This window comes from Paenibacillus sp. HJGM_3 (genome assembly GCF_045062745.1).
Lineage (GTDB): Bacteria > Bacillota > Bacilli > Paenibacillales > NBRC-103111 > Paenibacillus_AA.
Window position 1 is genome coordinate 1 of record NZ_JBJGED010000006.1, and the last position, 25,144, is coordinate 25,144.

Consider the following 25,144-nt stretch of genomic DNA (forward strand, 5'->3'; position numbering starts at 1 on the left):
AACCTTTAACCTTTAACCTTTAACCTTTAACCTTTAACCTTTAACCTTTAACCTTTAACCTTTAACCTTTAACCTTTAACCTTTCCCATTGTGCATGATTATGTATTCCGCCCTTGAAACGTGCAGTCGAGCCTAGCAGACAAGGACTTTTTTTTGTTATATCCATCGCCGTCAACCGGTACGCCTCGTCGCATAAGCCCCGATTCCGGGCAGCGGACAGCGGAGTCGCAACGGCTATTCGGCAAACCGGCCCGCCCTAACAGGCAAGGCCCATCTTTACTACCCCTTGTTTCGCTACGGCCTCCGCTCCTTTTCGAAAAAGGCGAATGCAGCAGGCTTGTTTTCGATTTCCCAAAAAAGGGGATACGGTTCTTCTAGAAGATAGGGAGGTGAAGGTCGGAATTTTTCGATTCCGGCTGTAACGATATGAATGAAATTATGATCAATGAAGGTCGCTTCCAGGACTTGCTCAAGACGGAGCATGACGCCTGCGGTATTATTTGCATTATTGAAAAAGACGGCAAGCCGTCCCGCGACAACATCCAAAAAACGATCGAAGCGCTCGTCCTGATGGAGCACCGCTCCGGGTTCATCGACGGCGAAGGCGACGGCTGCGGCATCTTGACCGACATCCCGCGCGCCCTCTGGAGCAGCCGCCTGGAGAAGGCCGGGCTCGACGCGCAGTTGGCCTACGATCCGCATTTTGCGATCGCGCACATCTTCATCCCGCGTAACCTCGACAAGACGGTCGCTCAAGTACAAACGGAGATCCGTACCATGTTCGCGGAGCGCGACATCGAGATCGTGCTGGAGCAGGAAAACCAAGTGAACAGCAACGTCCTGGGCCGCAATGGCCGCCTGGATGAGCCCACCTTTTGGCAAGTAGCCGCGGTGAACAAAAAGCAGGAAGTCGTCACTGCCGACCACCTGTACGAGCTGCATGTCGCGATCGAAGCGCGCTTCTACGTGCACGTCGCGTCGCTCAGCAACGTAACGGCAGCCTACAAAGTGATGGGTGCGGCCAGCATCCTGCCGAAGTATTTCAAGGATACGCAAGACCCGCTGTTCGCCGCGCAAGTGACGATCGGCCACAACCGGTACTCGACGAACACACTGTCCAGCTTCTTCCGCGTCCAGCCGTTCTCCCTGCTCGGCCACAACGGCGAGATTAATACCGTTAAGAAAATGCGCTATGAAGCCGACATGATCGGCGTCCCTCTCGTAGACGGTGGCAGTGACTCGCAAGACATGAACCGCGTGATCGAGACGTTCATCCACCGGTTCGGTATGAGCCTGTTCGAAGCAATGGAGCTCGTATTCCCGCCGATCCACAATGAGATGAAGCTGTTCCGTCCGGAGCTGCAGGATCTCTACGTGTACTACCGTCAAATCTGGGGCCACTATGCGCAAGGCCCGGCCGGGATCGTCTCCCGCTATGGCAACGAGTGCGTATTCAGCGTCGATGCCCTTGGTCTTCGTCCGCTATGGATGGTCGAGAGCGAGACATCACTGTACTTCTCGTCCGAGCAGGGCATCGTTACGGTCGACCAAATGGTCGCCGAGCCGAAGCCGGTCGCACCGGGCGAGAAAATCGGCATTGAGCTGACCGCCGGTCAGCCGATCCGCATCGTGCCTTACACCGAGCTGCAAGGCAAGGTGCTGGAGCGTACCTCGAAGCGCATCAACATCGGCGGCATGCGCAAGCATCTGTCGTTCGGCAAGTCCGATGCCGCGACGGCGCCGCTCGCCAAGATCGGCACGACCGACAACGTGTACAGCGCGTTCGGCTGGGATCGCGATGGCATCCAGGCGATCGAGTCGATGTCCCAGACCGGGGCGGAGCCGATCCGCTCGCTGGGCTTTGACGGCCCCCATGCGGCGCTGTCCACCGAACGCCAGAACATTCCGGATTTCATCAAGGAGAGCGTCGCGGTCGTCACGAACCCTGCCATCGACCGCGACCGCGAGATGGAGCACTTCTCCACCCGCGTCGTGATCGGGGCTCGCCCTACCATCTACGGTCAAGTCGATAGCGGTGTCCGCTTCGAGCTGATGGCGCCGATGGTATTGGAAGGCGAGAACGGCATCGGCTCCCAAGAGGAGATTAGCCACATGTCCCTCGAGCAGATCATTGCCGAGTGCGGCCGGCAAGGCGAAGGCGCGGTAGCCCGCCTGTCGCTCACGTTCAAGCGCGGCACTTCGCTCAAAGCCGCTCTGGAGCAGCTCGCCGCTGACGCTGTGGCTGCCGTGCAGAAAGGTGCGATTCTTGTCGTCCTCGACGACGCCGAAGCGCATCAGAACGACAACCTGTGGATGGACCCGCATCTCGCGGTATCCAAGGTCGACATCGCGCTGCGCGGCGTGAAGCTTGGTAGCGGCGACAACCTGCGCCGCCATGCGGCGATCGCCCTGCGCTCGGCTTCGATCCGCAGCCTGCACGACATCGCGCTGGCTTGCGGACTGGGCGCCGAGATCATCTCCCCTTACCTGTTGTTCGAGACGGCAGCAGACAAGGAAGGCGCAGCGGCTGCCCGCAAGGTACTGCTCACGCTGGCCAAGGGGCTCGAGAAAGTCATCTCGACGATTGGTACGCACGAGCTGCGCGGCTACACCCGCTTCTTCTCTTCGATCGGCTTGAAGCCGGAGCTCGCGGAAGTGCTCGACATCGTCAACTATCTGGGCAGCGAGTCGGCCGGTACCGGCTTCGCCGAGCTGGAGCAGGATGCGAACGCCCGCTATGCGGACTATGCCAATCCGAAGGCGAAGGCGGCGAAAAATTTCCGCTTCTTCCAACGGATGTGGAAGGCGCTCGGCGACGCCGCTTCGGGCGAAGCACCGTACAGCCAGTATATGGATAAGCTGCGCGAGGAAGAAAAGCGCAACCCGATCTCCATCCGCCACGTAGCCGACTTCAACTACGCGAAGGCGCTCCATGGCCGCAAGCCGCTGGATCCGTCGCAGGTCGACATCTCGATCGGCGGACACAGCCTGCCGATGCTCATCTCCTCCATGTCGTTCGGCTCGCAGAACGAGACGGCGTTCCGCGCCTATGCGGAAGCCGGCGAGCGGCTGAACATGGTGACGATGAACGGCGAAGGCGGTGAGATCAAGGATATGCTCGGCCGCTACAAGAAGACGCGCGGCGCGCAGGTCGCTTCCGGCCGCTTCGGGATCAACGTCGAGCTGATGAACGCCGTCGCGTTCCTGGAGATCAAGGTCGGCCAGGGCGCGAAGCCGGGGGAAGGCGGTCACCTGCCGGGCTCCAAGGTTACGGCGAAGATCGCTGCGGCTCGGAACGCTACGATCGGATCCGACCTGATCTCGCCATCGAACAACCATGACATCTATTCGATCGAAGACTTGGCCCAGCTGATCAGCGAGCTGAAGGAAGCGAGCGGCCGCAAAGCCAAGATCATCGTGAAATGCCCGGTTGTGCCGGGGATCGGCACGATCGCCGTCGGCGTAGCCAAGGCGGGCGCGGACGTCATCACCTTGTCCGGCTTCGACGGCGGTACGGGTGCGGCGCGCGTCCACTCGATCACCCATGTAGGCTTGCCTACGGAGATCGGGACGAAGCTCGCTCACGTCGCCCTGATCGAAGCAGGCTTGCGACATCAGGTCGAACTGTGGTCCGATGGCGGACTGAAGTCTGGCGCCGACGTCGTGAAGATGGTCATGCTGGGCGCGAACCGCGCCGGCTTCGGCAGCCTCGCGATGCAGTCGATCGGCTGTACGACTTGCCGCGGCTGCCACCTCGACACATGCCACGTCGGCATTGCGACTCAGATCGACTCCATGGAGGAAGCCGATGAGAAAGGGCTGCGCCGCTTCGTTCCTCGCGTCTACGAGACGGCTGTAGACAGCCTGGTGCGCCTGTTCGGCGGCATCGGCGACGAAGTGCGTCAGATCGTCGCAGACCTCGGCTACTCGAGCCTGCAAGAGCTCGTCGGCCGTTCCGACCTGCTCGAGCAGACGGCGAAGCAAGACCGCATCGACCTGTCCGACATTTTGCGTCCGGCTCCGATCTCGTTCCTGCAAGCCGCTTCGGAAGCTAGAGCGCAAGCGGCCGCTACCTCCTCGGACATCCGCGTCGCGGTCGGTGCCGAAGGCCAAGAGTTCTATCCGGACTCCGTCGCCTTCAGCAGCGGACCGATCGTGCGCAAGTGGTCCAAGGTCAATGCGGAATCGCGGATTCTCGGCACGCGCTACTCGAGCCATCGCGTCCGCGACCGGTTCGACGGCAGCTATGACCAGCTTCCGGAGATTACGCTCCAGCTGACCGACGGCTCCGTACCGGGCAACGGCTTGGGCGCGTTCAACGCCCGGGGCGTGAACATCACGGTCCAGGGCGGCGCCGAAGACGGTGTCGGCAAAATGTCGCTCGGCGGCAAAGTCGCCATCATGAAGACGATCGGCAAGCATGGCCGCTTCATCAACGGCTCCGTCGGCAAGTCGTTCGCCTATGGCGCTCAGAAAGGGCTGTTCATCGTCCAAGGCGGCGCCGACTCCCGCGCCTGCATCCGGTTGTCCGGGGCAGACGTCATCTTTGGCGGCGAGATCGCCGCTCCGCTGCAGGATGAGCTCGGCAACATCGCGAGCCGCGCGAACCTGAAAGGCTTCGCGTTCGAGTACATGACGAACGGCCGTGCCGTAGTCATGGGCGACCCGGGTCCCTGGATCTGCGCCGGGATGACCGGCGGGGTCGTGTACCAGCGCCTCGTGCCAGAGCTTGGCCTCGACACGCAAGCGATCGAGCGCCGCGTCGCCAAAGGCGCGAAGGTCAGCCTGCAACCGCTGGGCGAGAAGAGCCGCACGGACTTGACCGAGCTGCTCGGCGCTTACAAGCAAGAGCTGCTCGCGACCGGCCAATCGGAAGCCGCCGCGAAGATCGACGCGCTGCTCGGCAACTTGGACGCGAACTTCGTCCGCATCTCCCCGGTCGGCATGCAAGCCGATCAATCCGTGGCAACCGAATAACGCTCATTTACCGCTAATGACCCGGCTGGCGTCCTCCTTGGAGGATCGTCCGGCCGGGTCTTTTTCTTTTGCCTAATGTGCAGTAAGATAGTAGGTAAACCTAAATGACAGGGGTGCACCGCTATGAGGAAGAGCTGGTTTGCTTTAATCGGACGGCGGTGGAAGCTCCTCTTCGTCCTCTTGCTGCTCCTGCTCGCGATCTCGTATATCCCGCTGCCCTACTATGTGGAGCTCCCCGGGTCGGCCGAGCCGCTCGACGAACGCGTGTCCGTGCAGGGCCAACCGCATCCCGATCGGGGCGAACTGATGTTCACGACCGTCTATTCGATCAGCGCCAACCCGTACGTCTGGCTGTATGGCAAGCTGGCGCCTCACGCGGATCTCGTTCCGGCGAGCAAGAAGCTCGGCCTGGTGCGCAATCAAGAGTCGTACAACCGGCTCTTGGAATGGATGCGCGACGACTCCGAAGCGAGTGCCGTCATTGCTGCCCTACATGTGCTTAATAAGCCGGTACAGCTGAATTACGAGGGCGTTATCATCAATTATTTTCTGCCGAATGCCCCTTCCGCGAACGTCTTGTTCGAAGGCGACATCGTGACGGCTGTCGAAGGGCGTTCCATCAAGACCGCCGAGGACCTGCGCACGATTCTGGCCGACAAGCGTCCCGGCGACAAGGTCACGGCTGCGGTGAAGCGCGGCTCGAAGACCGAGCAGCTCAGCGTCCCTCTGATGGAGCTGGACGATGCGGCCGGCAAACGAACCGGCTTCGGCTTCGGGTTCGCAACCGTGCAATATCCGATCCATCAGGAGCAGATCGATTTCAAGTTGAGCGATATCGGCGGCCCCTCGGCCGGCTTCATGCTGGCGCTGGAGATCGTCTCTCAATACCGGAATGGCGAGCTGCCTCGCGGCTACCGCATTGCCGGGACCGGTACGGTAGATGCTAACGGTACGATCGGACAGATCGGCGGCATCGACCACAAGATTATCGCCGCCTCTAAGAACCGGGCCGATTACTTCCTGCTTCCGAAGAACGTCAATCCGACCGATCACAACGAGACCGAGGCGCTCGAAGCCTACCGCAAGCTGAATACCAAGATGAAGCTCGTCCCGGTGACCACCTTGGCCGAAGCCGTACAATTCTTGGAGCAGCTGCCTTCTAAGTAAGACTGGGGTGCCGACTGCGCCTAATGGTGCGGATGGGACGGGCCGATCCGGGATGGCGCCGGGCTGCCGGTTGGTACCGGCTGAACGCCCTCGATCGTATTCGGGGTCCCGCCACTCGTGTCGCTGGGGCGAATATTCGGGCTGGTGCGGTACTGCTTCTCCGCTTCCGAGCCGCCCTGCGGGAGATTCGTATTGACGCGGCCCTGATCGACGTTCTTGTCCTGAATCATCCCGCGACGATCCATATTATGCTGCTGCTTGATTTGTAACGTCGAATCCCGATTGCATGCGGTGATGCTCATGAGGCCGGCCGCCATCGCGATCACGATCGTCCCTTTGATCATTTTGCCTGATAGGGTCATGGTGAAGCGCTCCTTTCTCGCTCTGCGAGTCTGCAGTTGCCAATCCACCTTAGCGTGCCCATTTTGACCGAATTTTTACAAAGCAACTCATTTGCCTAAAGGGGTGTCTCCATGAAACGCACATTGACCACACAAACGATTCTGTTCGATTTGGACGATACGCTGATTCATTGCAACAAATATTTCGATTTCGTCCTGGACCAATTCTTCGATCTGATGACGACCTGGTTCGCCGGGTACCGCGTCACAAAGGAGGAAGTGAAGACGAAGCAGTATGAGATCGACGAGCAAGGCGTGCAGAAGCATGGCTTCGTGTCGGATCACTTCCCGCAGTCGCTTGTCGATACGTATATCCACTTCAGCACCGTGACCGGACGCGAGACTTCCGTGGAGGAGCAGGAGCGGCTGTACGATCTGGGGAACAGCGTGTATACGCTCACGATCGAGCCTTATCCGAACATGACCGAGACGCTGGAGAAGCTGGTGCTGCAGGGCCACGAATTGTTTCTGTATACGGGCGGGGATACGGTGATTCAAGAGCGCAAGGTGAAGCAGATGGGGTTGAACGCGTTTTTCGGTGACCGCATTTTCATCTCGCCGCACAAAACGACCGCTATGATGGAGTCCATCCTGGACAAGCAGCGGTTCGATCGGAACAAGACGTGGATGATCGGCAACTCGATCCGGACGGACATCGTCCCCGCCATCGAGACGGGCATCAATGCGATTCATATCCCGGCGATCAGCGAGTGGAAGTACAATATCGTGGAAATTCAGTCGAAGCCGCAGCGGCTGTACTTGCAGCTGAAATCGCTGCTGGAGGTCCCTCCTGCCATTCTGCAGTATGGGACGCTGGGGTGACCGTGTTGGTAAGAGGCCGGTGTGAGGCGAGTTTGGGGCGGGTTTGAGGCGGGTCCCAGGTGGGTTGAGGCGGTTTCCCGTAGGTCTGAGGCGAGTCCCAGGCGGGTTTGACGCAGGTTTAAGGTGAGTGCCAGGCGGGTTGAGGCGGAATTGTCACAGGTCTAGGCGAGTCCCAGGCGGGTTTGAGCCGGAAGCTCCATGTGGACTTGTGCTCTCTTGCCCCTATACTCTTCCGCCCTGTGCCCCTGTCCCCTTCGAATTCTGAGTTGTAAACCTAACTTTACAATTAGAAAAGGTATGTTTACTATTTTGGCGCTCAGTATGCCGATTTTCCCAAATAGTAAACTAATCTTTGGTTAATAGTTTAGTGCACTTAACTATTAACCAAAGATGGCTTTACTATTGCCGCTTCTTCCGACCACTGGTCCTAGAATAGTTAACATGCACTTACAACGAGTAAACTTCTGTTTACTACGCTCCCCTACATAAACAAACCCAGCGAAAAAGGACGTGCCCAAGTGGCGAATTCCCGTTTTTATTACCGCGACCCGCAAGCCCCGGAGCCGAACCAGCCGATGGGGCTGGGCGTCATAGCGATTATTGAGCAGAACGGCTCCCTCCTCGTAGAGAAGCGCACCGACAGCGATCGTTGGGCACTGATCGGAGGGGCGATCGAACCGAATGAGACTCTGCTCGAAGCGCTCCATCGCGAAGTAAAAGAGGAGACCGGCTTAACCGTCTCCTCTGCTTCCCTATTCGGAACGTTCTCCGATCCATCGCGCCTCATTGCCTTTCCCAGCGGCCGCGTCAAGCGGATTGTGACGCTCGCGTACCAGGTGGAAGTCGAGCCGTTCACCGAGCTCATAGTTAGCGAGGAATCGCTCGAGCTGCGCTTCGTTCCGTTAGCCGACCTGCTCGAGCTCCCGCTGGCGGAGACGCACCATCCCATCGTACACGCTCTGCTCGACCAACGCGGCCACGTTAGTCCAAGTGGCGTCACGTTGTGGTAATCGTGAATGTTACCACCGGGTGCTGCCATGCACTCTGCGGCTGGAATTGCCTTCGAAAATCGCGTTCAGCAGCAGTACGACGGCGGTCAAGATGTGCATCAGCATCCCCAGGAACGGGATCCAAGCCAAGCAAGAGGTGACGATCCCGAGGACGCTGCCGAGTCGGCCTGTGTTCTCCTTGCTGCACAGGAGCAAGGTGATGATGTGCAGAATCAGCATCACCCACAAGGGCGTATAGCCCGTCGATATAATGAACAGGCCGCCCAGAACCGGGATCCCGAGAAATGCCTCCATGGCCCCCGTAACAAACTTCATAATTCGCGATGTACTCAACTTCCATTCCTCCTCGAATTGCTTTCTGATGCTCATTATATCACCCGTCCGACCGTTGTACATTGGTCTTCCGTTTGGCTCCGGCCTGGACCTAAGGCTAGTTCGGGGAGTATTGGGATTGGCTTCTCTATCCTCTGTTCTTGTGCTTGTCCATCAGTTGATCCGGCGTTTCTACGAGTACACCCAATTGTAAGAAATCTTTCACGTTGTATGTAACGACATGTGCTGGGGTTACCGCCTTCGCATGAGCGGCGAGATAAGCATCGCCAAAGTCGATCCCTTTACGCACAAAAGAATTAAGAGCTTCTTCCACAACCGCTTTCTCCTCGCAGTCCACTCCTCTTAGATTAATAAAGGATATTAAGGCGTCTCTCACGAAGGCTTTAGGTATGCCAAATTGCCTGCCGAGCAGGACAAATACACATTCGTGTATTACAACCGGCGAAATCTTCAAAACAAAACTCCCTGCCTCCGCGTCCTTCACAAGCTTACGGGATTGGGGAGAAAACTGTTCATTCGTGCGCAGGACATAAATGATGATATTGGTGTCCAGCCAAATTTCCGTTCTTGTCTCCAACTCAATCTCCTCCGTTGTTGGGCTCCGGCTTCCCTAAGAGTATGGCAGCGCGTTCTTCACGAGCAGAATTTATGTCCAGGACGAAGCTCCCCGCATCCTGCGGTTGGTCGAACATGCCGAACAGTTCGTCAGCGGATAGGAGACGGATCGGTTCGACCCGAATCTCACCATCTTCGGACATTACGAACCGAAGCTGATCGCCTTCCTTAAGACCTAGCTGTTTCATGAATTTGGCCGGAACCGTAATTTGCCCTTTACTAGTGATCTTGGCTGTTCCTTCAAGCATATCTGTATGGTTAGCTGCTGCGTTCATTTCTGTCATTTCCTTTCCGCGGTTTAATTGGATGAAGTCACGATTATCGGAAGGGGTTGGTCTATCGTTGGGCTTGTTCATCGTCTTACCTCCCATTATATTCCTTGAATGTGTTTCAATCAAGGTAAAATAAGATTTCCTTACACCTTATTTATTGCCTTACTTAATGTTTATATTCCGATTTCTCAAAGAACGTAAGGGTTATTGGCACAAAAAAGACCAGAGCGCACGCCCTGGTCCCTCTATCGCTTCCGTTACTTCTTCGCCGCACGGTAGGCTTCCATATAACTGGCCGCCTTCTGCGTCACCAGGTCGTAGTTGCCCGTCTTCACGGCGTCCTGCGTCAAATCGGATCCGATCCCGACCGCCACGGCCCCGGCCTGGATCCATTCACCCAGGTTCGAGAGGGACACACCACCCGTTGGCATGATGTTCGCTTGCGGCAGCGGGCCTTTAATGGCCTTAATCATCGCCGGGGAGAACAGGTTGCCCGGGAACAGCTTGACGATATCGACGCCGAGCTCGAGCGCGGTCTGAATCTCCTGGATCGTCATGCAGCCCGGCATGATCGGCACCCGGTACCGGTTGCACAGCTCGACGGTGCGTGGGTTGAGCGACGGGCCGACGACGAACTCGGCCCCGCTCAGGATGGCGGCACGCGCCGTCTCGGGATCGAGCGCCGTGCCGACGCCGATAATGGCGAAGCGGCTGTCGTCCTTCGCCGAGCTCGAGTACCGCTTCGCTAGCTCCTCGATGGCGCGAAGCGCGAACGGCACGGTCATCGTCACCTCGATGACCCGGATCCCTCCGGCGATCGCATGCTCCGCCATGCGGACGACCTCTTCCGGCGTCTCCCCGCGGAGGACGGCGACGACGCCCGCATCCGTGATTTGCTGCAGCAGTTTGATTTTTTTCATCGTGTCTTGTTCGCTCCCTTGGTTAGCTTAACGTTCGACGTGTGCGGTCTTGTTCAACACCGCCTGCACTTGTGCCCAAGTCGGCAGCCCTTCCCAGTCGCCTTCCATCTGCACGACCATGCTGCCGATCAGATTGCCCAGCCGTACCGCTTCCGTATGCGTGTAGCCCTTCAGCACCCCGACGATGAAGCCGGCGCAGAACCCGTCTCCCGCACCTACGGTATCGACGACCCGCTCCGCCTTGAAGTACGGGACGGCCGACACTTGTCCCTCCTCGACGACGTAGGTCTCGTCGTCGCCGCCCTTCACGATGGAGACCGCCGACAGCTCGCCGAGCCGGGCGACGATCTCCTCGAAGCTGTCGGTCTCGTACAGCAGCTTGAGCTCGTCCAACCCGGGCAGGAAGTAGTCCGCCTGCGACGCGAGCTCGAGCAGCACCGGACGCGCTTCCTCAATCGTCCACAGCTTGAGCCGCAGGTTCGGGTCGAAGCAGACGGTGACACCGTGCTTCTTGGCGATGCGGATCGCTTCGCGTACCGTCTCGCGGCACGACTCGCTGAGCGCGGCGGTGATGCCTGTCATGTGCAGGATGCGCGCTTGCGCGATGTACGCTTCGTCGAGCTGCTCCGGCCGCATCTGGCTGGCCGCCGAATGGCGGCGATAGTAGTAGACGGAAGACTTGCCGGAGACGACCTCCCGAATAATGAGTCCCGTAGGCGCATCGGCGGCTAGTACGGCGCGCGAGACGTCGACGCCTTCTCCGCGAATCTGCTTCAAAATATATCGGCCTAGCGGATCGCCGCCAAGCTGGCCGAACCAACCGACCGAATGCCCCAACCGGGCGATCCCGATCGCCAGATTGCTCTCCGCACCGGCGAGCGATTTCTCGAACTGGGCGGTATATTCGATCCCTTTCGGTCCCGTCGGCATCATGAGTCCCATGGACTCGCCGAAGGTCACTACATCAGGCCGTCCGGCGGCCGGGACCGGAGACTGCTCTTTCATAAGTCGCTCCCCCTTTTTAACTCTCATTCTATCAAAGTCCAGCCGAAGCTGTCGAACCAGTGGCCCTGGACGTAATTGTCCACCGCTCGCCGTATGTACGGGATCGTATCGGCAGGCAGATCCGTCGTGCGCACCCAGCGGAACTCGGAGCATTTGTGCGGCTCGCAGTTTACCGGCTCTCCCGGCCAGTCCCGCACCGTCACGAAAAAATCGACCCATTCGCCGGAACCGCTCATCCGGTGCATGATGCCGACGATTTCGACTTGCTCGGGCTGCAGCTCCACCCCCGCCTCTTCGCGTGCTTCCCGGATCGCGGCTTGTACGACCTGCTCGCCCCCGTCCAGTTTGCCGGCTACGACGCTTAGTTTGCCGTCCTCGTACCCCGTGTTATGCCGTCTTGCCATCAGCAGTTCTTCGCCCCGAAGAAAGAACAAATGCACGGCGGCGCCCGGCCGGAACCAGTCTTCCCGTTTTGTTGATGCCATCGTTGCCCTCCCTGCGGCTTGTTCGGATTCCAATACGTCAATGCTTCTATCCTATCATAATATAGAGGCCGGCCGTATCGATTTTTCGGGAAACGCAGAAAAGCGGCGGGCGATGCGGACGACAATTAGAGGTCCGAAGCCCCCGGCCTCCACCCTACCGACTGGCTCCACTGGCTGGCCCGGCGCAAAATCTCCCACACGACCGGTCCCTTCGCTTCCACATATCGTTCACGTTCCTGCTGGTACAGCGCCATCAGGGCCAACTTCGTCTCTGCGTACTTCTCGCAATCCTCCGGGCTTTGGCGAAGATAGTCCCGGAATAACAACGCGCTCTGTTCCGGCCAACTCCCCCGCTCCCGCACGTGGATATGGGTTCTGCGGCTCCCCGGTGTTTCACGGAAATAGCGTTTAGTCAGATCCGGATTGCCTGCCCGATGAACGAAGCCGATTGCCTCCAGCCCAGGCTTGTACGTATGCAAAGGGTCGAGCGAGGGGACGGAGATTTGTATGTCGATCACTGGCTTTGCGGCTAGTCCCGGCACCGACGTGGACCCGATATGGTCGATCCGGACCGCTGTATCTCCCAGCGCCTCTCGGATCCTGGATCCAATTTGCCTAAACTCTTCGCTCCATGCGTCCTGGTACGGGACTATGATTATGGGATCTGACATTAGGGCACTCCTTTACTCACGTGGACCTTCCCTGCTCGGTTTTCTCACCTTACCATTCGATTTTTTACACATGAATTCCTTTATGGCTCTAATCCCACGCAAAAAGAAAACCCCGTGGAGCATGTGGCTCCAGAGGGGCATGTTCCTTGATCCCTCCGAATTAACGGCAAAATCTGCCGCTATCGGGAGAAATCACATCAAGTCGGCATTAGCGGCAAAAAGTCGGTTATTTGAGCATAGCAGAGCTGAAAAGAGCTGACGTCCCCCCAACTTCTCCACTAATACGCCTTCGGCACATCCACATGGCGCGTCACGCCGTTGTCGGTGAAGTACAGGTGCACGCCATGATCCTGATCGTCCATGAAATAGGACACATACCGGCTCTCCGCCGCCCGCATCGGCACGAGCAGCGCCGCGATCCGATGCCGCGAGGCGGCTTCGGTGCGGGCCTGCAAATGCCAGTGCAGGTCGAGCCCGGCCAACTCCTCCGGCTTGACGCCGGGAAAACCCTGGTGCGAAGACAACGTCATCGCCCCCGTGGAGCTGTAGACGAAGCGGACATCGAGCTTCGCTTTCGAGCCTTCGTAGAGGGCGCGCTGGCCATCAAGCCGGAGCGGCCCGAGCGTATGCAGCAGCCAGTCAATCTTACCCGCCTGCTCCAGATCCACTTGATCGACGACGACCACGTACGCCGAGTCGAAATAATACAGCTCGCGGATATACCGCTGCAGGTAAGGAACCTCCTCCTTGTACGCTGCCGTCGCGTCCATCCGCACATACCGGCAGCCCGCCCGGCGCTCGGCCGTCTCCACGATCCCGTACGCCTCCATGTTGAGCGCTTTGTTCAATCCCGCATATTGGCCCTTTCCATCGATCAGGATGGAGTTCTTGGAACGCGTATGCCGCCGCCACTCCGTATGCATGGACGTGTTGAAGGCCAAGTAGTGGCCGCTGTGCATCGCGAGCGGTTCACCGTAGGCGTGCAGAACGAAGGCACCTTGGTCGCCGTGGCTATGGCTGATCGAGCCGTAGCGGCTCGCCTTGGTGAGCAGCATCACATGGTCGTCCGGGGACTCCATCCGGTCATGGATCGCCACCCACCCGATATCGCGGAACCAGTGAATCGGGTCCACGTCGACCGGTGCGACGGCCTCCACCTGCGGATACGCGTACCGGTACACCATCTCGTCGAAGTGGAAGTCCCACCAGCCGTAATTGTAAAATTTGCTTTCCGGATCAACATCCGTTCTCTTAATCTGCTCGTAGTACCACTGGTACCAGCCGTTGTCCGTGAGGCCGGCGAACTGCCGGATGTTGAAGGCCGTCTTCAGAATCGGCGGTTCCCCCAAGTTCGACATATCGCAGAAACTCGCGCGGACAGTGCCGGGAGGGAAGCAGTAGAGCGGGAAGTCTCCGGTACGGTGGAAAAAAGGGCGCCGAAATAGTTCAATCCCGGCAAATGCCTGAATGAGGTTGATCGCGTCGATGACGTACGCCATCCCGGTCGTCCAGTAAATCGGCCCTTCCGCCCAACCTCCGTCGCGACCGCCCCAAGGGCTATAGAGGCCCGAAAAATACTCCAGCGCGTAATCCAGCCATTCCCGGGCACGCGGCTCTTCCTCGTAGAGGGCGATGCAGCATGGCACAAGCACGGAGGAAAGAGACCGTACGGCATGGCTGTCGTATGGCACGTGATGAATTTTGGAGCGTTCGATCACATGGAACGCCACCTGCTCCGTGCGGCGAAGCAGCTGCCGGCGCACGAGCGTGCGCTCGTCCTTGCTCAGCTCGCCATGCAGCCAGTCGTAGCCCCAGGCGAGCGCGCCGGCTACCCGGAAGGCCGCCTCGTCGTTGTAATCGCGAGCCGTCGGGCCTTCCGTGTCCCAAGCGGCGGCGTGCAGCAGCCATTGCTTGGCCAGCGCCAGCAGCCGTTCATCCTGCAGCACGACGCCGGCCACGCTTAAGTGCCGGATCGCATACAGCAGCTCCTGGCAGTCCATGTACATCTGGCGCCACAGCTTGGGCACGCGCTTGTGCTCGGGATACGGAGCGGGCTCCGCGATCAGCGGACGCTCCGTCCAGGGCAGCACCGACTTCTCGTAGAAGTCGGCCCACCCGCAGTGGGCGCGGTCGCGCTCGACCTCCGCGCGGAACGCCGGCAGCCGCTCGGCGGGCAGCCATAGGCGCGGATGCGCGAGCGGCGTCGAGGCGTACCGCGTCGCGCGGGACGGGAGCGGCGTCTCGGGCAAGCCCGCCGGCACGGTGAAGGCGCGGGCCCGGCTCCACGCCGAGCGCACATCGCCTGCGGCGGACGGCTCGAGCAGGGCGTACCGCCACCAGTACGTGCCGGGTGCGAGCGGCCGGTCCGGCGTGTAAAAATTGTAGTCGATCCCCTCGACGGTGATCGTATCCGCCGCCTCAAAATCCGCCTGCGACGAGATCTGCAGGACGTAGCGATCGTGGTCCAGCTGAGCCGGAATCCACGTGAACCGGGGCGGATTCTCGGCCAACTCCGTCGTTTCGTCCGGTTGGTACTGCACGGTCAACAAGCCGCTCTGGGGCTCGAACAAAGCTTTCACGACGCCCATCTCCCCTCAAATTATTCTAGACCAGTCACGATGAGCTCTTCGGCTCCGCCCATTCGCGCAGAGAAGCGTCGGCTCCCCTGCCCGATCTCCACTTCGCCCGAATCGGAACGACTAAGCCGTACCAGGGGAGCGCCACTGTCCGCGTAAATGTGGACAAACGTGGCACTCTTTCCCGCTTGCCGGTGCACCAGTCCGCCCATACGCCGGCTCGGGTCGTCCGCCGTCCCCGGCGAAGTGAACTGGTAGACGGCGCCCCCTTCTCCGCCGCAAGCCAATCCGGTCACCCTTACTTGGCCCCGATCCTTATTCCCGTCTACCGGCAAGAGCAGCTCGTAGCTGTCGCCTGACGCCAGCCAGCGGGAGACGGCCTGCACATGCGCATAGCCATCGCCCTCCCCGAGTGATTGCGACGCGCACGGCTCCCAATCCTCATTCGCCGTACCCTCAGCGCCACCAACCCCCAAATGATGCAACCACCAATCTATTGGCTGTGACGCCTCACCTTCAGCAGTTCCGACAGCTTCCACCTGCACCCAATCCAGCAGCCACTCCGAAGTCAACAATAGATGCCGATCGAGCCGGTATCCCTCATACGCTCTTTCAGACCGGGCCCAGACGTATGCGTAACGCTCCGTCTCCCGAAAAGCCATACACTCCCCCTCATGGGCAGCCTGGGAGCGGCCTCCGATCGAGATCGTGTTGTGGCTCGCCGTAGAGGCGTACCACTCTTTGCGCAGCTGAGAGCCGTACGGCACCATACCGAGCTCGGGCGTTACCGCGCCGTCCCGGTGGTCGATCGTGAGGTGCAGCTTGTCGTAATGGCCGTGCGAGCCTCCGTGAGGACCGAAATCGATCAGCGCCGACAGGGCGCTGTCCGTATGACGCAAAATCGCAAAGCCGCTGTCCGCCAGCAGCCTCGATCCACGCCCCTGCCCGTGCCCCCGCCTGCGAGCCCCGTCCTCATCGCTAGCCGGCAAAGGCAAGTCCCACTCTCCCGTGCCAAATACAACCGCCTCTAACCCGCTTCGTCTTCCCTGACCGGGATCGAGCTGGCGATACGTCTCATCTAACAGCGCACCGAACCGACCCGCATCGTCACCCTGCATATGCGCCAAGCCCAGCTCCAGCACCTCGGCGATCTCCCGCGCGTACGGCTCCCGCTTGTACGGTCCATCGTGCAGCGCCGGCAGTTCGCCTTGGCCGCCCGCCAGGTCGGCCAGCAGCTCGAGCATGCCCTGCAGGCTCTGGCCTTGCCGCCCCCGCACGGCTTGCAGGTCCACCCCGAACCGAGCGGCCATCTCCGCCGTGATCAGATAGGCCCGCAGCACGAACACATGGTAATACGTGCTGCCCTCGTACTCGAACTGATCGGGCTTCACCCCGATCGACAGGTGATGCGCGAAACCGCCTTCGCCCTCGATCAGCTCCAGCAGCTTGCCTCGCTCCCCTTGAGCGGCATACACCGCCGCGAGCGCTGCGTTCAGCCAAGCGGTATAGTTGCTCTCCGGCGTGCCCCGGTCATGGATGAGGATGTGCCGGTATTGGGTCATGCTCGCCTCCAGCATGCTCAGGAACATCTCCCAAGCCTCCCCGGCTGCTCCGGCATCCTCCGCCACACTGAAGTCTACGCCTTCGTCGCGCACAAGCAAGTAAGCGCGAATCAGCGTCGTCGCCCAGATCGCCTCGGAAAGCGCCTGGTGGAACGCCCGACCTTTCAGCATCCATGCCTGCGCTTCCGGGTGGATCGGGTACAGCGGGAATCGCTCCGCATAGCGCCCGAGGATCCCTAGAGCTAGCTCCGCATACCCAGATTTACCCGTCCCCGCATACACCGCCGCCGCTTGCAGCGCATACCGCGCGAGCGACTGGTGCTTGAACACCAGCCAACCGCCGCGATACGGCTCCCCTTCCAGCACGCACCCATGCGGGCAGTGAAAATGATGCGCATCCGGCTCCATCGGATCGAACCGCAGCTCCGTGTGATGCTCCGGGCACACATATTGGTGCCACCAACCTCCCGGTTCCTCAGGGATGCGATAGCCGCGCTCCACGAACGTCTCCAGCTCCCGCTCCAGCTGCTCCAGACTCCTCGCGCACCAGCTCCAGCCGCTCGCCTTGTCCCGGATTCTCATCGCATGAACATGCCTCCGTTGACTTCGATCGTCTCACCGGTCAAGTAGTCGGACAGTCCCGAGGCGAGGAACAGCACCGTATTCGCCACATCCTGCGGAGTCCCTTCTCGTCCGAGCGGGATCGTGGCGATCGTCGCCTTGCGGGCCTCATCCGGCGTGAACGTGGCGTGGAAGGCCGTCTGCCCGATGAAGCCCGGCGAGACCGAATTGACGTTAATCCCGGCCGCAGCAGCTTCTTTGGCCAAATTTTTCGAATACGCCATAATCGCCCCCTTGCTGGCCGCGTAGATCGAAGCACCCCCGCCCCCGCCGTTATGTGCCGCGAGTGAGGTGATGTTGACGATTTTCCCAGCCCCCTTCGCCTTCATGCCCGGCAGAACTGCTTTGGTCACGAACACGCAGCTTTTGAAATTCACGTCCAGCACCTTCGCATAGTGCTCCTCGCTCATGTCGGAGCTCGGCACCCGACCGATCAGATGCCCGGCGTTGTTCACCAGAATGTCCACCGTGCCGCCCATCCGGCTCTCGATCTCCTTAATCATCGACTCCACGCGAGTCACATCGGTCAAGTCCCCTTGGAACAGCTCCACCTCTCCGCCTGCCTGACGAATCGTCCGGACCGTCTCCTCGGCCGCTTCCCGATTGCTGTTGTAGTGCACCGCGACCCGTGCCCCGCACGCCGCCAGCGTCACCGCTATTGCCCGCCCGATCCCCGCGCTTCCGCCCGTTACCAGGGCGGTTTTGCCTTGCAATTCGATTTTCATCTCCAACTTCCTCCTCGTCTCGTATGTGGAAAGGCTTAAGAAACACCTCTCCCCACGATCGCTCGCAGGGAGAAGGGATGACTTATTTTAAATTTTGCACCTCAGGGCCTCTCAGCTTGATGCCTTCCTTCTTCTTAAAGCGCTCGTTCGCTTCCTTCAGGATGTCGTTGCCGCCCTTGGACTTCCACTCGTCGATGGCCTTCGGCCAGTCGGAGATCGGCTCCTTGCCGTACACCATCTTGACCATGTGCTGGAGCAAGATCGGCGGAGGCGTGTCGGACAGCGGCGAAGCGTCCGGATTTTTGCTCATCGCATCGAGTCTTGGGTCGAACTCGATTCCGCCGCGGCCTTCCTTCGGCAGAATCGTCTCGAACGCCTTCAATAGGTCTTTGCCCGCCGGAGTAGCGTTCAGAATTTCTTTGCGGTAAGCGTCGTCCTTCACCAGGTGCAGGAATCCGCTCAGGTAGCGCTGCTCGGCCACTTGCTCCGGCGTCGTAGGCTCTACCGGGAGCGAGGTGTCGAACCATTTGTCCGCCTCTTGCGTCACTTGCCAGTCGAAGAACTTCAGGATGCCTTCCACTTTGTCCTTGGCGCTCTTGTTGATGAAATAAGCGCGCGCCGCGGAAGCGTACAGGTAACCGCCGCCCTTGCCGTCCGGTCCGACCGGCGACGGGATCATTTTGATCTTGGCGTCCGGCACGGCCGCCTTCAGCTGCGTCTCCCACTGGAGGAGCTCCTGCGCGTTCATTTCCCACATGCCGGCCTTGCCCGCCAGGATGATGTTCTTGAAGTTCGTCGCGTTGATCGTAGCGAATTCCTTGTTGATCAGGCCTTCGTCGAACATCGTCTTGTAGACGCCGAGCGCCTTTTGCATATTGTCGTTGTCCATGAACTTAGGCTGTACGTTGTCGCCCACCTTCTCGAACTGGCTCAAGTACGGGTACACGTCATAAGCCCCGAAGAAAATGTCCGCGTATTTGAACTGCTCTCGTCCCATGTACGGGTTCTCCACGCCGAGCTTCTTGAACGCCCGCAGCATGTCGAGGTATTCGTCAACGGTCTTCGGATCCTTCGTGATGCCCGCTTTCTCCATCAGATCGGCGCGCACCCAGGTGGACCGGCGGGACGGGTTAGAGAGGAACTCGGGAATGCCATAAATTTTGCCGTTCAGCGATACTTCGTCCCAAGCTTCCTGCGGAATGACCTTCAGCAGATTCGGCGCATACTGCTTCAGCAGGTCGTTCAGCTCGAGGAACACGCCCGCTTGGACGGAGCCGGCCAGCTCTTTGCCGTTCGTGCCGGCGCCCGCCTGTACGACATCGGGGATGTCGTTCGTCGCGAACATCTGGATCATCTTTTGCTCATAATCCGCATGCGGCACGAGCCGGATGTTGATGTCGGTGTTCGTTTTTTTCTCGAGCTCTTTGACCCATTTGTCTTCGTTGATGTTCGCATTCTTCTCGACGTAGTCGAAGTTCAGCGTGCGAAGCGAGATGGAAAATTTCGTAGGACCAGCCGGTGTCGCCGGTGTGCTGCCTTGCCCGTTGGTCGAATTCGTCGGCTTGTCGCCGCCGCTCGAGCATCCGGCCAGGACCCCCACAGCCAGCAGGAACGTAAGCGATGTTTTGCCTAACTTGTTCTTCATGGCCACCCATACCCCTCTTGGTTAATTTGCAATATCGCCCAGTTAAGCGCTTGCAAACCGATTGTAATTCCAAACCGTCCCGCCCAACAACGGCCTGCTTTTATATCCACTTGTTCTTTTTTTAGTTCTATCTTGCGAATTCGTCTACGATTTGATCGACCCGATCATCATGCCTTTAATAAAATAGCGCTGCAAAAACGGATATATCAACAGAATCGGCACCGTCGCCACGATCACCGTCGCCATCTTGATGCCCTCGGGCGACATGTGCAGCATCTCGGAGAACAGCGAGCCCGACGAATCGAGCGCGAGGCTGTCGCGGTTGATCATCTCACGCAGCTTGAGCTGCAGCGGATACATCTGGCGATCGTTCAAAAAGTAAAGCGCATGCGTATACGAGTTCCAGTGATACACCGCGTAATAGATCCCCATCGTCGCCATAGCCGGCTTCGACAGCGGCAGAATGATGCTCCAGATCATCCGCATCTCGCCGCACCCGTCGATCCGCCCGGAATCGATCAGCTCGCTCGGGATGTTCATGAAGAACGACCGCATGACGAAGAAGTTAAAGGCGCTGATCGCGCTTGGCAGCATGACGGCCCACAGCGAATTCATCAGGTGAAGATTTTTGACCAAGATGAACAATGGAATCAGCGGTGCGTGAAATATCATCGTGAACAGCACCATCAGCAGCACATATTTGCGCCCCACGTACTCCGGCCGGGAGAGCGGATAAGCGAGCGTGGAGGTCATGAACAGATTGATCGCCGTCCCGCACACCGTAATCAACACCGAGATGCCGAAGGCCCTCCAGATCGTCGGGTCTTGGAACACGTACCGGTAGTTGATGATCGTGAAATCGACCGGCAGCAAGCCTACCGAGCCGCTCGTGATCGCCTTCGAGTCGCTGAACGACTGGGCGATGATGTTCAGGAACGGCAGGAACATGAGGAGTCCGACCGCGGTTAGAAAAGCCAGGTTGAACACATTGAACACGCGCTGACCGGCGGTTATGCGTAAATTCATTGAAGTTGCCACTCCTTTCAAGCCCGGTTTCTATGGGGTCCCCCGGAAAGTAATAGGAATCATCTTCGAAGGCAACCTTCACTTTCCGGGGTTGTGTTAAAACAAGCTTTCGCCCGTCGCCTTCCGGCTCAGTTTGTTGGCCAGCACTAGCAGCGTCAGCCCGATAATCGACTTGAACATGCCGACCGCCGTCGTGAAGCTGTACTCTTGCTGCAGCAGCCCCGCCCGGTAAATGTACGTGTCCAGAATTTCGCCGTTCTCGTAGGTAAGCGGATTCAAGAACACCCAGACGCGCTCGAAGCCGAAGTCCAGGAAGTCGCCGATTTTCAAAAGGAACAGGATGACAATGGTCGGGAGAATCGAGGGCACCGTAATCGCCAGCGTCTGCTTCCAGCGGTTCGCGCCGTCGATCTCCGCCGCCTCATACAAATCCGGGTTGATCCCGGCCAGCGCGGCCAGGTAGATGATCGTGCCCCAGCCGACTTCCTTCCAGATGCCGGAGGTAATCAGAATGGTACGAATGTACGAGTTTTCCCCCAGGAAGTAGATCGGTTCGATGCCGAGCCAGCCGAGGAACTGGTTCACGACTCCGGTGGACGGCGACAAGATCCCGACGGCGATCCCGCTGATGATGACCCAGGACAGGAAATGCGGCATGTAGATGACCGTCTGCACGATGCGTTTGTACATGACGATCCGCACTTCGTTCAGCAGGAGCGCCAGAATGATCGGAGCCGGGAACGCGAACAGGATGTCCAGACCGCCGATGATGACCGTGTTTTTGAAAATCCGCAGGAAATCCGCATGCCGGAACATCCGCTCGAAATGCTCGAGGCCGACCCAGGGGCTCCCCCACACGCCTTTGAAAATGTTATAGTCCTTGAATGCGATAAACGAAGCCCCGAGCGGGATGTACTTGAAGATCAAGTAGTATACGATGCCGGGCAGCGTAATCAGGTAGAGCGCCTTGTACTTCCACATGTACCTCCAGATGGACGACGTGGAGCTCCGGTACGCGATTCCGTCGGCCTGCTGCAGCTTTGCTCTCATGAGGGTCACCCTTTCGATGGACGGTCCGTTATTGGTCACAGAAGCAAAGCATGCTCCGGACTGAAGAAGGGTTCCGACCTCTGTTGAAATTACGTCGCCTAGATTAATTTTTTCGATGTTGCGACGTAATTTCAAAGGAGGACGCGTTCGCTTCTCCACTCCTTCTTCAGTCCTGCGCACTTTTGGCAGGACCAATAAAGGACCGTCTGTGTAGTTTTATAATAAGGGAGGGCCCGAGCGAACAGGGAGAGACTCGCTTTAATTGGCCTTGTGTTTTCTTTGGGTCGCCGGCATGAGCATCGTGATCGTCGTGCCGCCGTCCGCCTCGCTCTCGATCCGCAGGCCGTATTGCTCGCCAAAGACGAGCTGAATTCGCCGATGCACGTTCATCAGCCCGATTCCGCCTCTCGGGGGCTCGGCCCCGGCTCGTGTGGATGTCGCTGTGCTCACGGGCCCTCCGGGTTCCACGGCAATCGCGGCTTCCGCCTCCACAACCGGATCGGCGAGCCGGTTCTCATCCAGCTTGCGCTGCAGCTCTTCCAACTTGTCGGGTAGCATCCCCCGCCCATTATCCTCCACGCTGACGAGGAAATGCTCCCCTTCGAACCTCGCGTTCACCCGGATGTAATGATGGGCGTCGATGCCGTTCGGGAAGGCATGCTGGAACACGTTCTCCACGAGCGGCTGGAGCGTGAGGCGCACCATTTTCTCCAGCAGCAGCCCCGGCGGCACCCGCACATCGATCTCGAAGGATGTCCCTGTGCGATGCTTCAGGATCGTCATGTAGTTCAGCACGTGCTTCAGCTCGTTCACGACGGTGATCTCTTCCAGGTTCGTCTGGACGGAGTACCGCAGCATGGACGCCATCGCGTCGACCATCTCGGAGATCTCCTCCGAATTGCGGACGACGGCGTAGCAGTTGATCGTCTCCAGGGTGTTGTACAGAAAATGAGGGTTAATCTGCATCTGCAGCGCTTGGAACTCGGCCCGCTGGCGTTCGAGCCGGGTTGCCTGCAGGTCTAGCGTCGTCTTCTGGTCGCGCAGCTCCGCCTCGTACACCCGGTCGATCATCTCCGAGAGACGGCGGACCATCAGGTTGTAGCTGCGGATCAAGCCGCCGATCTCGTCCTTGCGGTCCGGGACCGGGATCGGTTGCCAATTGCCCTTCTCCGTCTCGCGCATGCCGTTCTTCAGGATGTGGATCGGCTTCAGCAGAGACCGGCCGAAACGGGTGGCCAGCCACATCGCCAGCACGAGCGTCAGCAGGCCGACGATCAGCGTGGTGGTGCGGATCGTGGAGATCGGCTTGCGCAGCTCTTTCACCGGGATGGAGGCGGCGAGATGCCACTTCGAATAGTCCGACTGCAGCGAGACGAGCATTCTCGTCTCTCCGTCCTCCGGTTGCGTATAAGACACCCGCTCGTTAGCCATTACCGTCCGGACGACGTCAGGCGTGATCCCGGCTGCCGCCCTGGGATCGCCGGGCTTGTAGATCACCTGTCCCCTTTCATCCACAATGAAGAAAAACCCGGTCTCCCCAATATCGAGACGGCCCCAGATGCGCTCCAGCTCCTTCGCCTTGAACTCCACGGCCAGCACGCCCTTCGGCTCGTAGGAGCTGACCCCCCGGATTTTGCGCGCGAGCGTGATGACCTCCGTATGCTGGTTCGGGACGATCGTAGTGTTCAGAATCGCGATCCCGCCATTCTCGGGCGTGCGGCTGTTCAGCATCTCTAACTGCTCACCAGGCTTGAAGAAGGACGCATATGCCTGGTTCCCGTTGTCATCGCTGACCGCCCGTCCGTGCTGCCCGATCACGTAGATGAGGCTGATTTGCGGATTTTGGATGAACGTTGGCTGGAACACATATTTCCGAATTTGATCGGTATAGTAAAAATGCGTGTAGCTGTCCGCAGGATCGATATCCAGGAACCGCTTCACGTCGTTGTTCGAGAGGATGCTGTCACTCAGGCGCTCGTACGTCTGCAAGTACAGATCCGTCTGGTACAGCGCGTTCGAGATGACCTGCGAGATGTTTTTCTCCGATTGGCTGTCGAGCGCCTTGGACGATTGAATGTAGGAAAACACGCCCACCACGCTGAGCGACAGCACGATGACGATAAGGAAGTAGGCGAAAATCTGACTGGACAAGGTGCGCCGCATCAGTCGATCCCCAGCTTCTGCCGATATTCCGAGGGGGAGCAGCCTTCCATCTTCTTGAACGTCTTCGTAAAATGCGCATGGTCGGCGTATCCGATCTCATAGGAGATGTCGACGATCCGGTAGTGCGGCTGTTCAAGCAGCTGCTTGGCCCGCTCCATACGCCGCTTGATGCGGTACTGCACGAACGTCTCGTTCGTCGTCAGCTTGAACAGCTGGCTGAAGTAGGATGGGTTGAAGCCGAGCTGCTCGGCCACTTCCTCGAGCGACACCTCCTTGGCGAGGTGCCGGTCGATGTATTCTTTCGCTTCCTCGATCGGGTCCTTCAGCTTGCCTTTGCGCCGGGTGCGCAGCTCCTTCAGCAAGCCGCGAGTTCGCTCCGCGAATGCCTCGAACACGCGCTGGGTCGCTTCGTCCGTCACGGGTTCGGCAACGGCAGCCGCTTCCCAAGCCGGGAGCGCCAAAGCGACATTGCGCGCTTGCAGCTTTCTAGCGAGCTGAGCGTACAGCTTCTGCAAGAACTCCGACAGCAGCATCCGCTCCGTGCCGTACGGTTCGATCTGCTCCCGCAGCGTATCTAGCTGCTCCTCGAGGCGTGCGTCCTGCATCGTCCAGATCGCGTCTTCCGCCGCCTCGATCCAAGGCTCGAAGTCGAAGGCCGACAGCCGGGCCTGCGCCCGCTGCTTTTGCAGCTTGCCGATCAGCTTCAGGAGCGTGTCGTGCAAGTTTTTCTTGTTGACCGGCTTCAAGATGTATTCTTTCACTCCATAGGAGAGGCACTTCTGGGCATATTCGAAATCATGGTAGCCGGAGATCACGATGACCGGAATCTCGTTCTCCCGCTGCGCCAGCTCACGGCACAGCTCGAGCCCGTCCATCCTCGGCATCCGAATGTCGGTGAGCACCACATCCGGCAGGCGCTTCTCGATCCGGTTCAACGCTTCTTCTCCGTTCTCGGCCAGGTGAATGGCGGTGATCGGGTCCCCCAGTTGGGCGACCATGGCTTTCAGCCCTTGGCGGATCATCGGCTCGTCGTCGACGATTAAGATTTCCATACGCTCGCCCCTTTCGCGTTGCTGGGAGCGGGTTGCCCCGCCGTGT

General features: G+C 59.2%; 20 protein-coding genes. 4 read left to right on the top strand and 16 right to left on the bottom strand.

Translation table 11 applies throughout. The features are described 5' to 3' along the window. Positions 1 to 426 precede the first annotated feature (426 nt). Entirely contained in the window at positions 427 to 4,977 is a 4,551-nt protein-coding gene (locus tag ACI5FR_RS08425; RefSeq protein WP_405452987.1) for a glutamate synthase-related protein, read from the top strand. A 123-nt stretch (positions 4,978 to 5,100) separates the two neighbouring features. Then, the gene (locus tag ACI5FR_RS08430; protein ID WP_405452990.1) at positions 5,101 to 6,144 is read left to right on the top strand and encodes a SepM family pheromone-processing serine protease; all 1,044 of its coding nucleotides are present in this window, start codon (positions 5,101 to 5,103) and stop codon (positions 6,142 to 6,144) included. A 20-nt stretch (positions 6,145 to 6,164) separates the two neighbouring features. On the opposite strand, the gene ACI5FR_RS08435 is transcribed toward ACI5FR_RS08430, so the two are convergent. Continuing rightward, complete coding sequence (locus tag ACI5FR_RS08435) at positions 6,165 to 6,506, bottom strand: hypothetical protein (protein ID WP_405452992.1); 342 nt, start codon at positions 6,504 to 6,506, stop codon at positions 6,165 to 6,167. Between the two features lie 111 nt (positions 6,507 to 6,617). On the opposite strand from ACI5FR_RS08435, the gene ACI5FR_RS08440 reads away from it, so the two are divergent. Together ACI5FR_RS08440 and ACI5FR_RS08445 are read left to right on the top strand one after the other, a co-directional pair. Continuing rightward, complete coding sequence (locus ACI5FR_RS08440; protein WP_405452995.1) at positions 6,618 to 7,367, top strand: HAD family hydrolase; 750 nt, start codon at positions 6,618 to 6,620, stop codon at positions 7,365 to 7,367. A 518-nt stretch (positions 7,368 to 7,885) separates the two neighbouring features. Next, positions 7,886 to 8,377 (top strand): NUDIX domain-containing protein, encoded by a 492-nt coding sequence (locus tag ACI5FR_RS08445; RefSeq protein WP_405452998.1) that lies wholly within the window; start codon positions 7,886 to 7,888, stop codon positions 8,375 to 8,377. A gap of 9 nt (positions 8,378 to 8,386) precedes the next feature. On the opposite strand, the gene ACI5FR_RS08450 is transcribed toward ACI5FR_RS08445, so the two are convergent. The 15 genes from ACI5FR_RS08450 to ACI5FR_RS08520 all read right to left on the bottom strand — a co-directional run bounded on the left by ACI5FR_RS08450 (position 8,387) and on the right by ACI5FR_RS08520 (position 25,098). Next, complete coding sequence (locus tag ACI5FR_RS08450; protein WP_405453001.1) at positions 8,387 to 8,710, bottom strand: hypothetical protein; 324 nt, start codon at positions 8,708 to 8,710, stop codon at positions 8,387 to 8,389. A gap of 127 nt (positions 8,711 to 8,837) precedes the next feature. Then, positions 8,838 to 9,287 carry a type II toxin-antitoxin system VapC family toxin gene (locus ACI5FR_RS08455; RefSeq protein WP_405453004.1) on the bottom strand — a complete coding sequence of 150 codons (450 nt, stop codon included), beginning with the start codon at positions 9,285 to 9,287 and terminating at the stop codon, positions 8,838 to 8,840. A gap of 1 nt (position 9,288) precedes the next feature. Beyond that, positions 9,289 to 9,681, bottom strand: coding sequence for an AbrB/MazE/SpoVT family DNA-binding domain-containing protein (locus ACI5FR_RS08460; protein ID WP_405453007.1), 393 nt, complete (start codon positions 9,679 to 9,681; stop codon positions 9,289 to 9,291). Positions 9,682 to 9,854: 173 nt separating this feature from the next. Beyond that, positions 9,855 to 10,517: a bifunctional 2-keto-4-hydroxyglutarate aldolase/2-keto-3-deoxy-6-phosphogluconate aldolase gene (locus ACI5FR_RS08465; RefSeq protein ID WP_405453010.1), complete on the bottom strand. Its 663-nt coding sequence runs from the start codon at positions 10,515 to 10,517 to the stop codon at positions 9,855 to 9,857. Between the two features lie 27 nt (positions 10,518 to 10,544). Then, positions 10,545 to 11,522: a sugar kinase gene (locus ACI5FR_RS08470; RefSeq protein WP_405453013.1), complete on the bottom strand. Its 978-nt coding sequence runs from the start codon at positions 11,520 to 11,522 to the stop codon at positions 10,545 to 10,547. 23 nt (positions 11,523 to 11,545) lie between these two features. Continuing rightward, positions 11,546 to 12,007: an NUDIX hydrolase gene (locus ACI5FR_RS08475; protein WP_405453016.1), complete on the bottom strand. Its 462-nt coding sequence runs from the start codon at positions 12,005 to 12,007 to the stop codon at positions 11,546 to 11,548. Between the two features lie 125 nt (positions 12,008 to 12,132). Further along, positions 12,133 to 12,678 carry a GrpB family protein gene (locus ACI5FR_RS08480; RefSeq protein ID WP_405453018.1) on the bottom strand — a complete coding sequence of 182 codons (546 nt, stop codon included), beginning with the start codon at positions 12,676 to 12,678 and terminating at the stop codon, positions 12,133 to 12,135. Positions 12,679 to 12,956: 278 nt separating this feature from the next. Next, the gene (locus ACI5FR_RS08485) at positions 12,957 to 15,257 is read right to left on the bottom strand and encodes a DUF4962 domain-containing protein (RefSeq protein WP_405453020.1); all 2,301 of its coding nucleotides are present in this window, start codon (positions 15,255 to 15,257) and stop codon (positions 12,957 to 12,959) included. Between the two features lie 20 nt (positions 15,258 to 15,277). Beyond that, on the bottom strand, positions 15,278 to 17,398 hold the full coding sequence (locus ACI5FR_RS08490) for a heparinase II/III domain-containing protein (RefSeq protein ID WP_405453023.1): 2,121 nt from the start codon (positions 17,396 to 17,398) through the stop codon (positions 15,278 to 15,280). Further along, positions 17,395 to 18,162 (bottom strand): SDR family NAD(P)-dependent oxidoreductase, encoded by a 768-nt coding sequence (locus tag ACI5FR_RS08495; RefSeq protein WP_405453026.1) that lies wholly within the window; start codon positions 18,160 to 18,162, stop codon positions 17,395 to 17,397. The genes ACI5FR_RS08490 and ACI5FR_RS08495 overlap by 4 nt, the downstream gene beginning before the upstream one ends. Before the next feature lie 82 nt (positions 18,163 to 18,244). After that, entirely contained in the window at positions 18,245 to 19,807 is a 1,563-nt protein-coding gene (locus ACI5FR_RS08500; RefSeq protein WP_405453029.1) for an extracellular solute-binding protein, read from the bottom strand. A 144-nt stretch (positions 19,808 to 19,951) separates the two neighbouring features. Beyond that, positions 19,952 to 20,833 (bottom strand): carbohydrate ABC transporter permease, encoded by an 882-nt coding sequence (locus tag ACI5FR_RS08505; RefSeq protein ID WP_405453032.1) that lies wholly within the window; start codon positions 20,831 to 20,833, stop codon positions 19,952 to 19,954. 96 nt (positions 20,834 to 20,929) lie between these two features. Beyond that, positions 20,930 to 21,883 (bottom strand): ABC transporter permease, encoded by a 954-nt coding sequence (locus ACI5FR_RS08510; protein ID WP_405453034.1) that lies wholly within the window; start codon positions 21,881 to 21,883, stop codon positions 20,930 to 20,932. 258 nt (positions 21,884 to 22,141) lie between these two features. Further along, the gene (locus ACI5FR_RS08515) at positions 22,142 to 24,046 is read right to left on the bottom strand and encodes a cache domain-containing sensor histidine kinase (RefSeq protein WP_405453037.1); all 1,905 of its coding nucleotides are present in this window, start codon (positions 24,044 to 24,046) and stop codon (positions 22,142 to 22,144) included. Then, complete coding sequence (locus tag ACI5FR_RS08520) at positions 24,046 to 25,098, bottom strand: response regulator (protein ID WP_405453040.1); 1,053 nt, start codon at positions 25,096 to 25,098, stop codon at positions 24,046 to 24,048. Before ACI5FR_RS08520 ends, ACI5FR_RS08515 begins: the two co-directional genes overlap by 1 nt. Positions 25,099 to 25,144: the final 46 nt, after the last annotated feature.

Bases quoted from the DNA above. Each gene is read 5' to 3' on its own strand.
- ACI5FR_RS08500 (WP_405453029.1), bottom strand. From the start codon at position 19,807: ATGAAGAACAAGTTAGGCAAAACATCGCTTACGTTCCTGCTGGCTGTG.
- ACI5FR_RS08425 (WP_405452987.1), top strand. From the start codon at position 427: ATGAATGAAATTATGATCAATGAAGGTCGCTTCCAGGACTTGCTCAAG.
- ACI5FR_RS08515 (WP_405453037.1), bottom strand. From the start codon at position 24,046: ATGCGGCGCACCTTGTCCAGTCAGATTTTCGCCTACTTCCTTATCGTC.
- ACI5FR_RS08440 (WP_405452995.1), top strand. From the start codon at position 6,618: ATGAAACGCACATTGACCACACAAACGATTCTGTTCGATTTGGACGAT.
- ACI5FR_RS08490 (WP_405453023.1), bottom strand. From the start codon at position 17,398: ATGAGAATCCGGGACAAGGCGAGCGGCTGGAGCTGGTGCGCGAGGAGT.
- ACI5FR_RS08480 (WP_405453018.1), bottom strand. From the start codon at position 12,678: ATGTCAGATCCCATAATCATAGTCCCGTACCAGGACGCATGGAGCGAA.
- ACI5FR_RS08435 (WP_405452992.1), bottom strand. From the start codon at position 6,506: ATGACCCTATCAGGCAAAATGATCAAAGGGACGATCGTGATCGCGATG.
- ACI5FR_RS08465 (WP_405453010.1), bottom strand. From the start codon at position 10,517: ATGAAAAAAATCAAACTGCTGCAGCAAATCACGGATGCGGGCGTCGTC.
- ACI5FR_RS08505 (WP_405453032.1), bottom strand. From the start codon at position 20,833: ATGAATTTACGCATAACCGCCGGTCAGCGCGTGTTCAATGTGTTCAAC.
- ACI5FR_RS08470 (WP_405453013.1), bottom strand. From the start codon at position 11,522: ATGAAAGAGCAGTCTCCGGTCCCGGCCGCCGGACGGCCTGATGTAGTG.
- ACI5FR_RS08460 (WP_405453007.1), bottom strand. From the start codon at position 9,681: ATGAACAAGCCCAACGATAGACCAACCCCTTCCGATAATCGTGACTTC.
- ACI5FR_RS08520 (WP_405453040.1), bottom strand. From the start codon at position 25,098: ATGGAAATCTTAATCGTCGACGACGAGCCGATGATCCGCCAAGGGCTG.
- ACI5FR_RS08430 (WP_405452990.1), top strand. From the start codon at position 5,101: ATGAGGAAGAGCTGGTTTGCTTTAATCGGACGGCGGTGGAAGCTCCTC.
- ACI5FR_RS08475 (WP_405453016.1), bottom strand. From the start codon at position 12,007: ATGGCATCAACAAAACGGGAAGACTGGTTCCGGCCGGGCGCCGCCGTG.
- ACI5FR_RS08495 (WP_405453026.1), bottom strand. From the start codon at position 18,162: ATGAAAATCGAATTGCAAGGCAAAACCGCCCTGGTAACGGGCGGAAGC.
- ACI5FR_RS08510 (WP_405453034.1), bottom strand. From the start codon at position 21,883: ATGAGAGCAAAGCTGCAGCAGGCCGACGGAATCGCGTACCGGAGCTCC.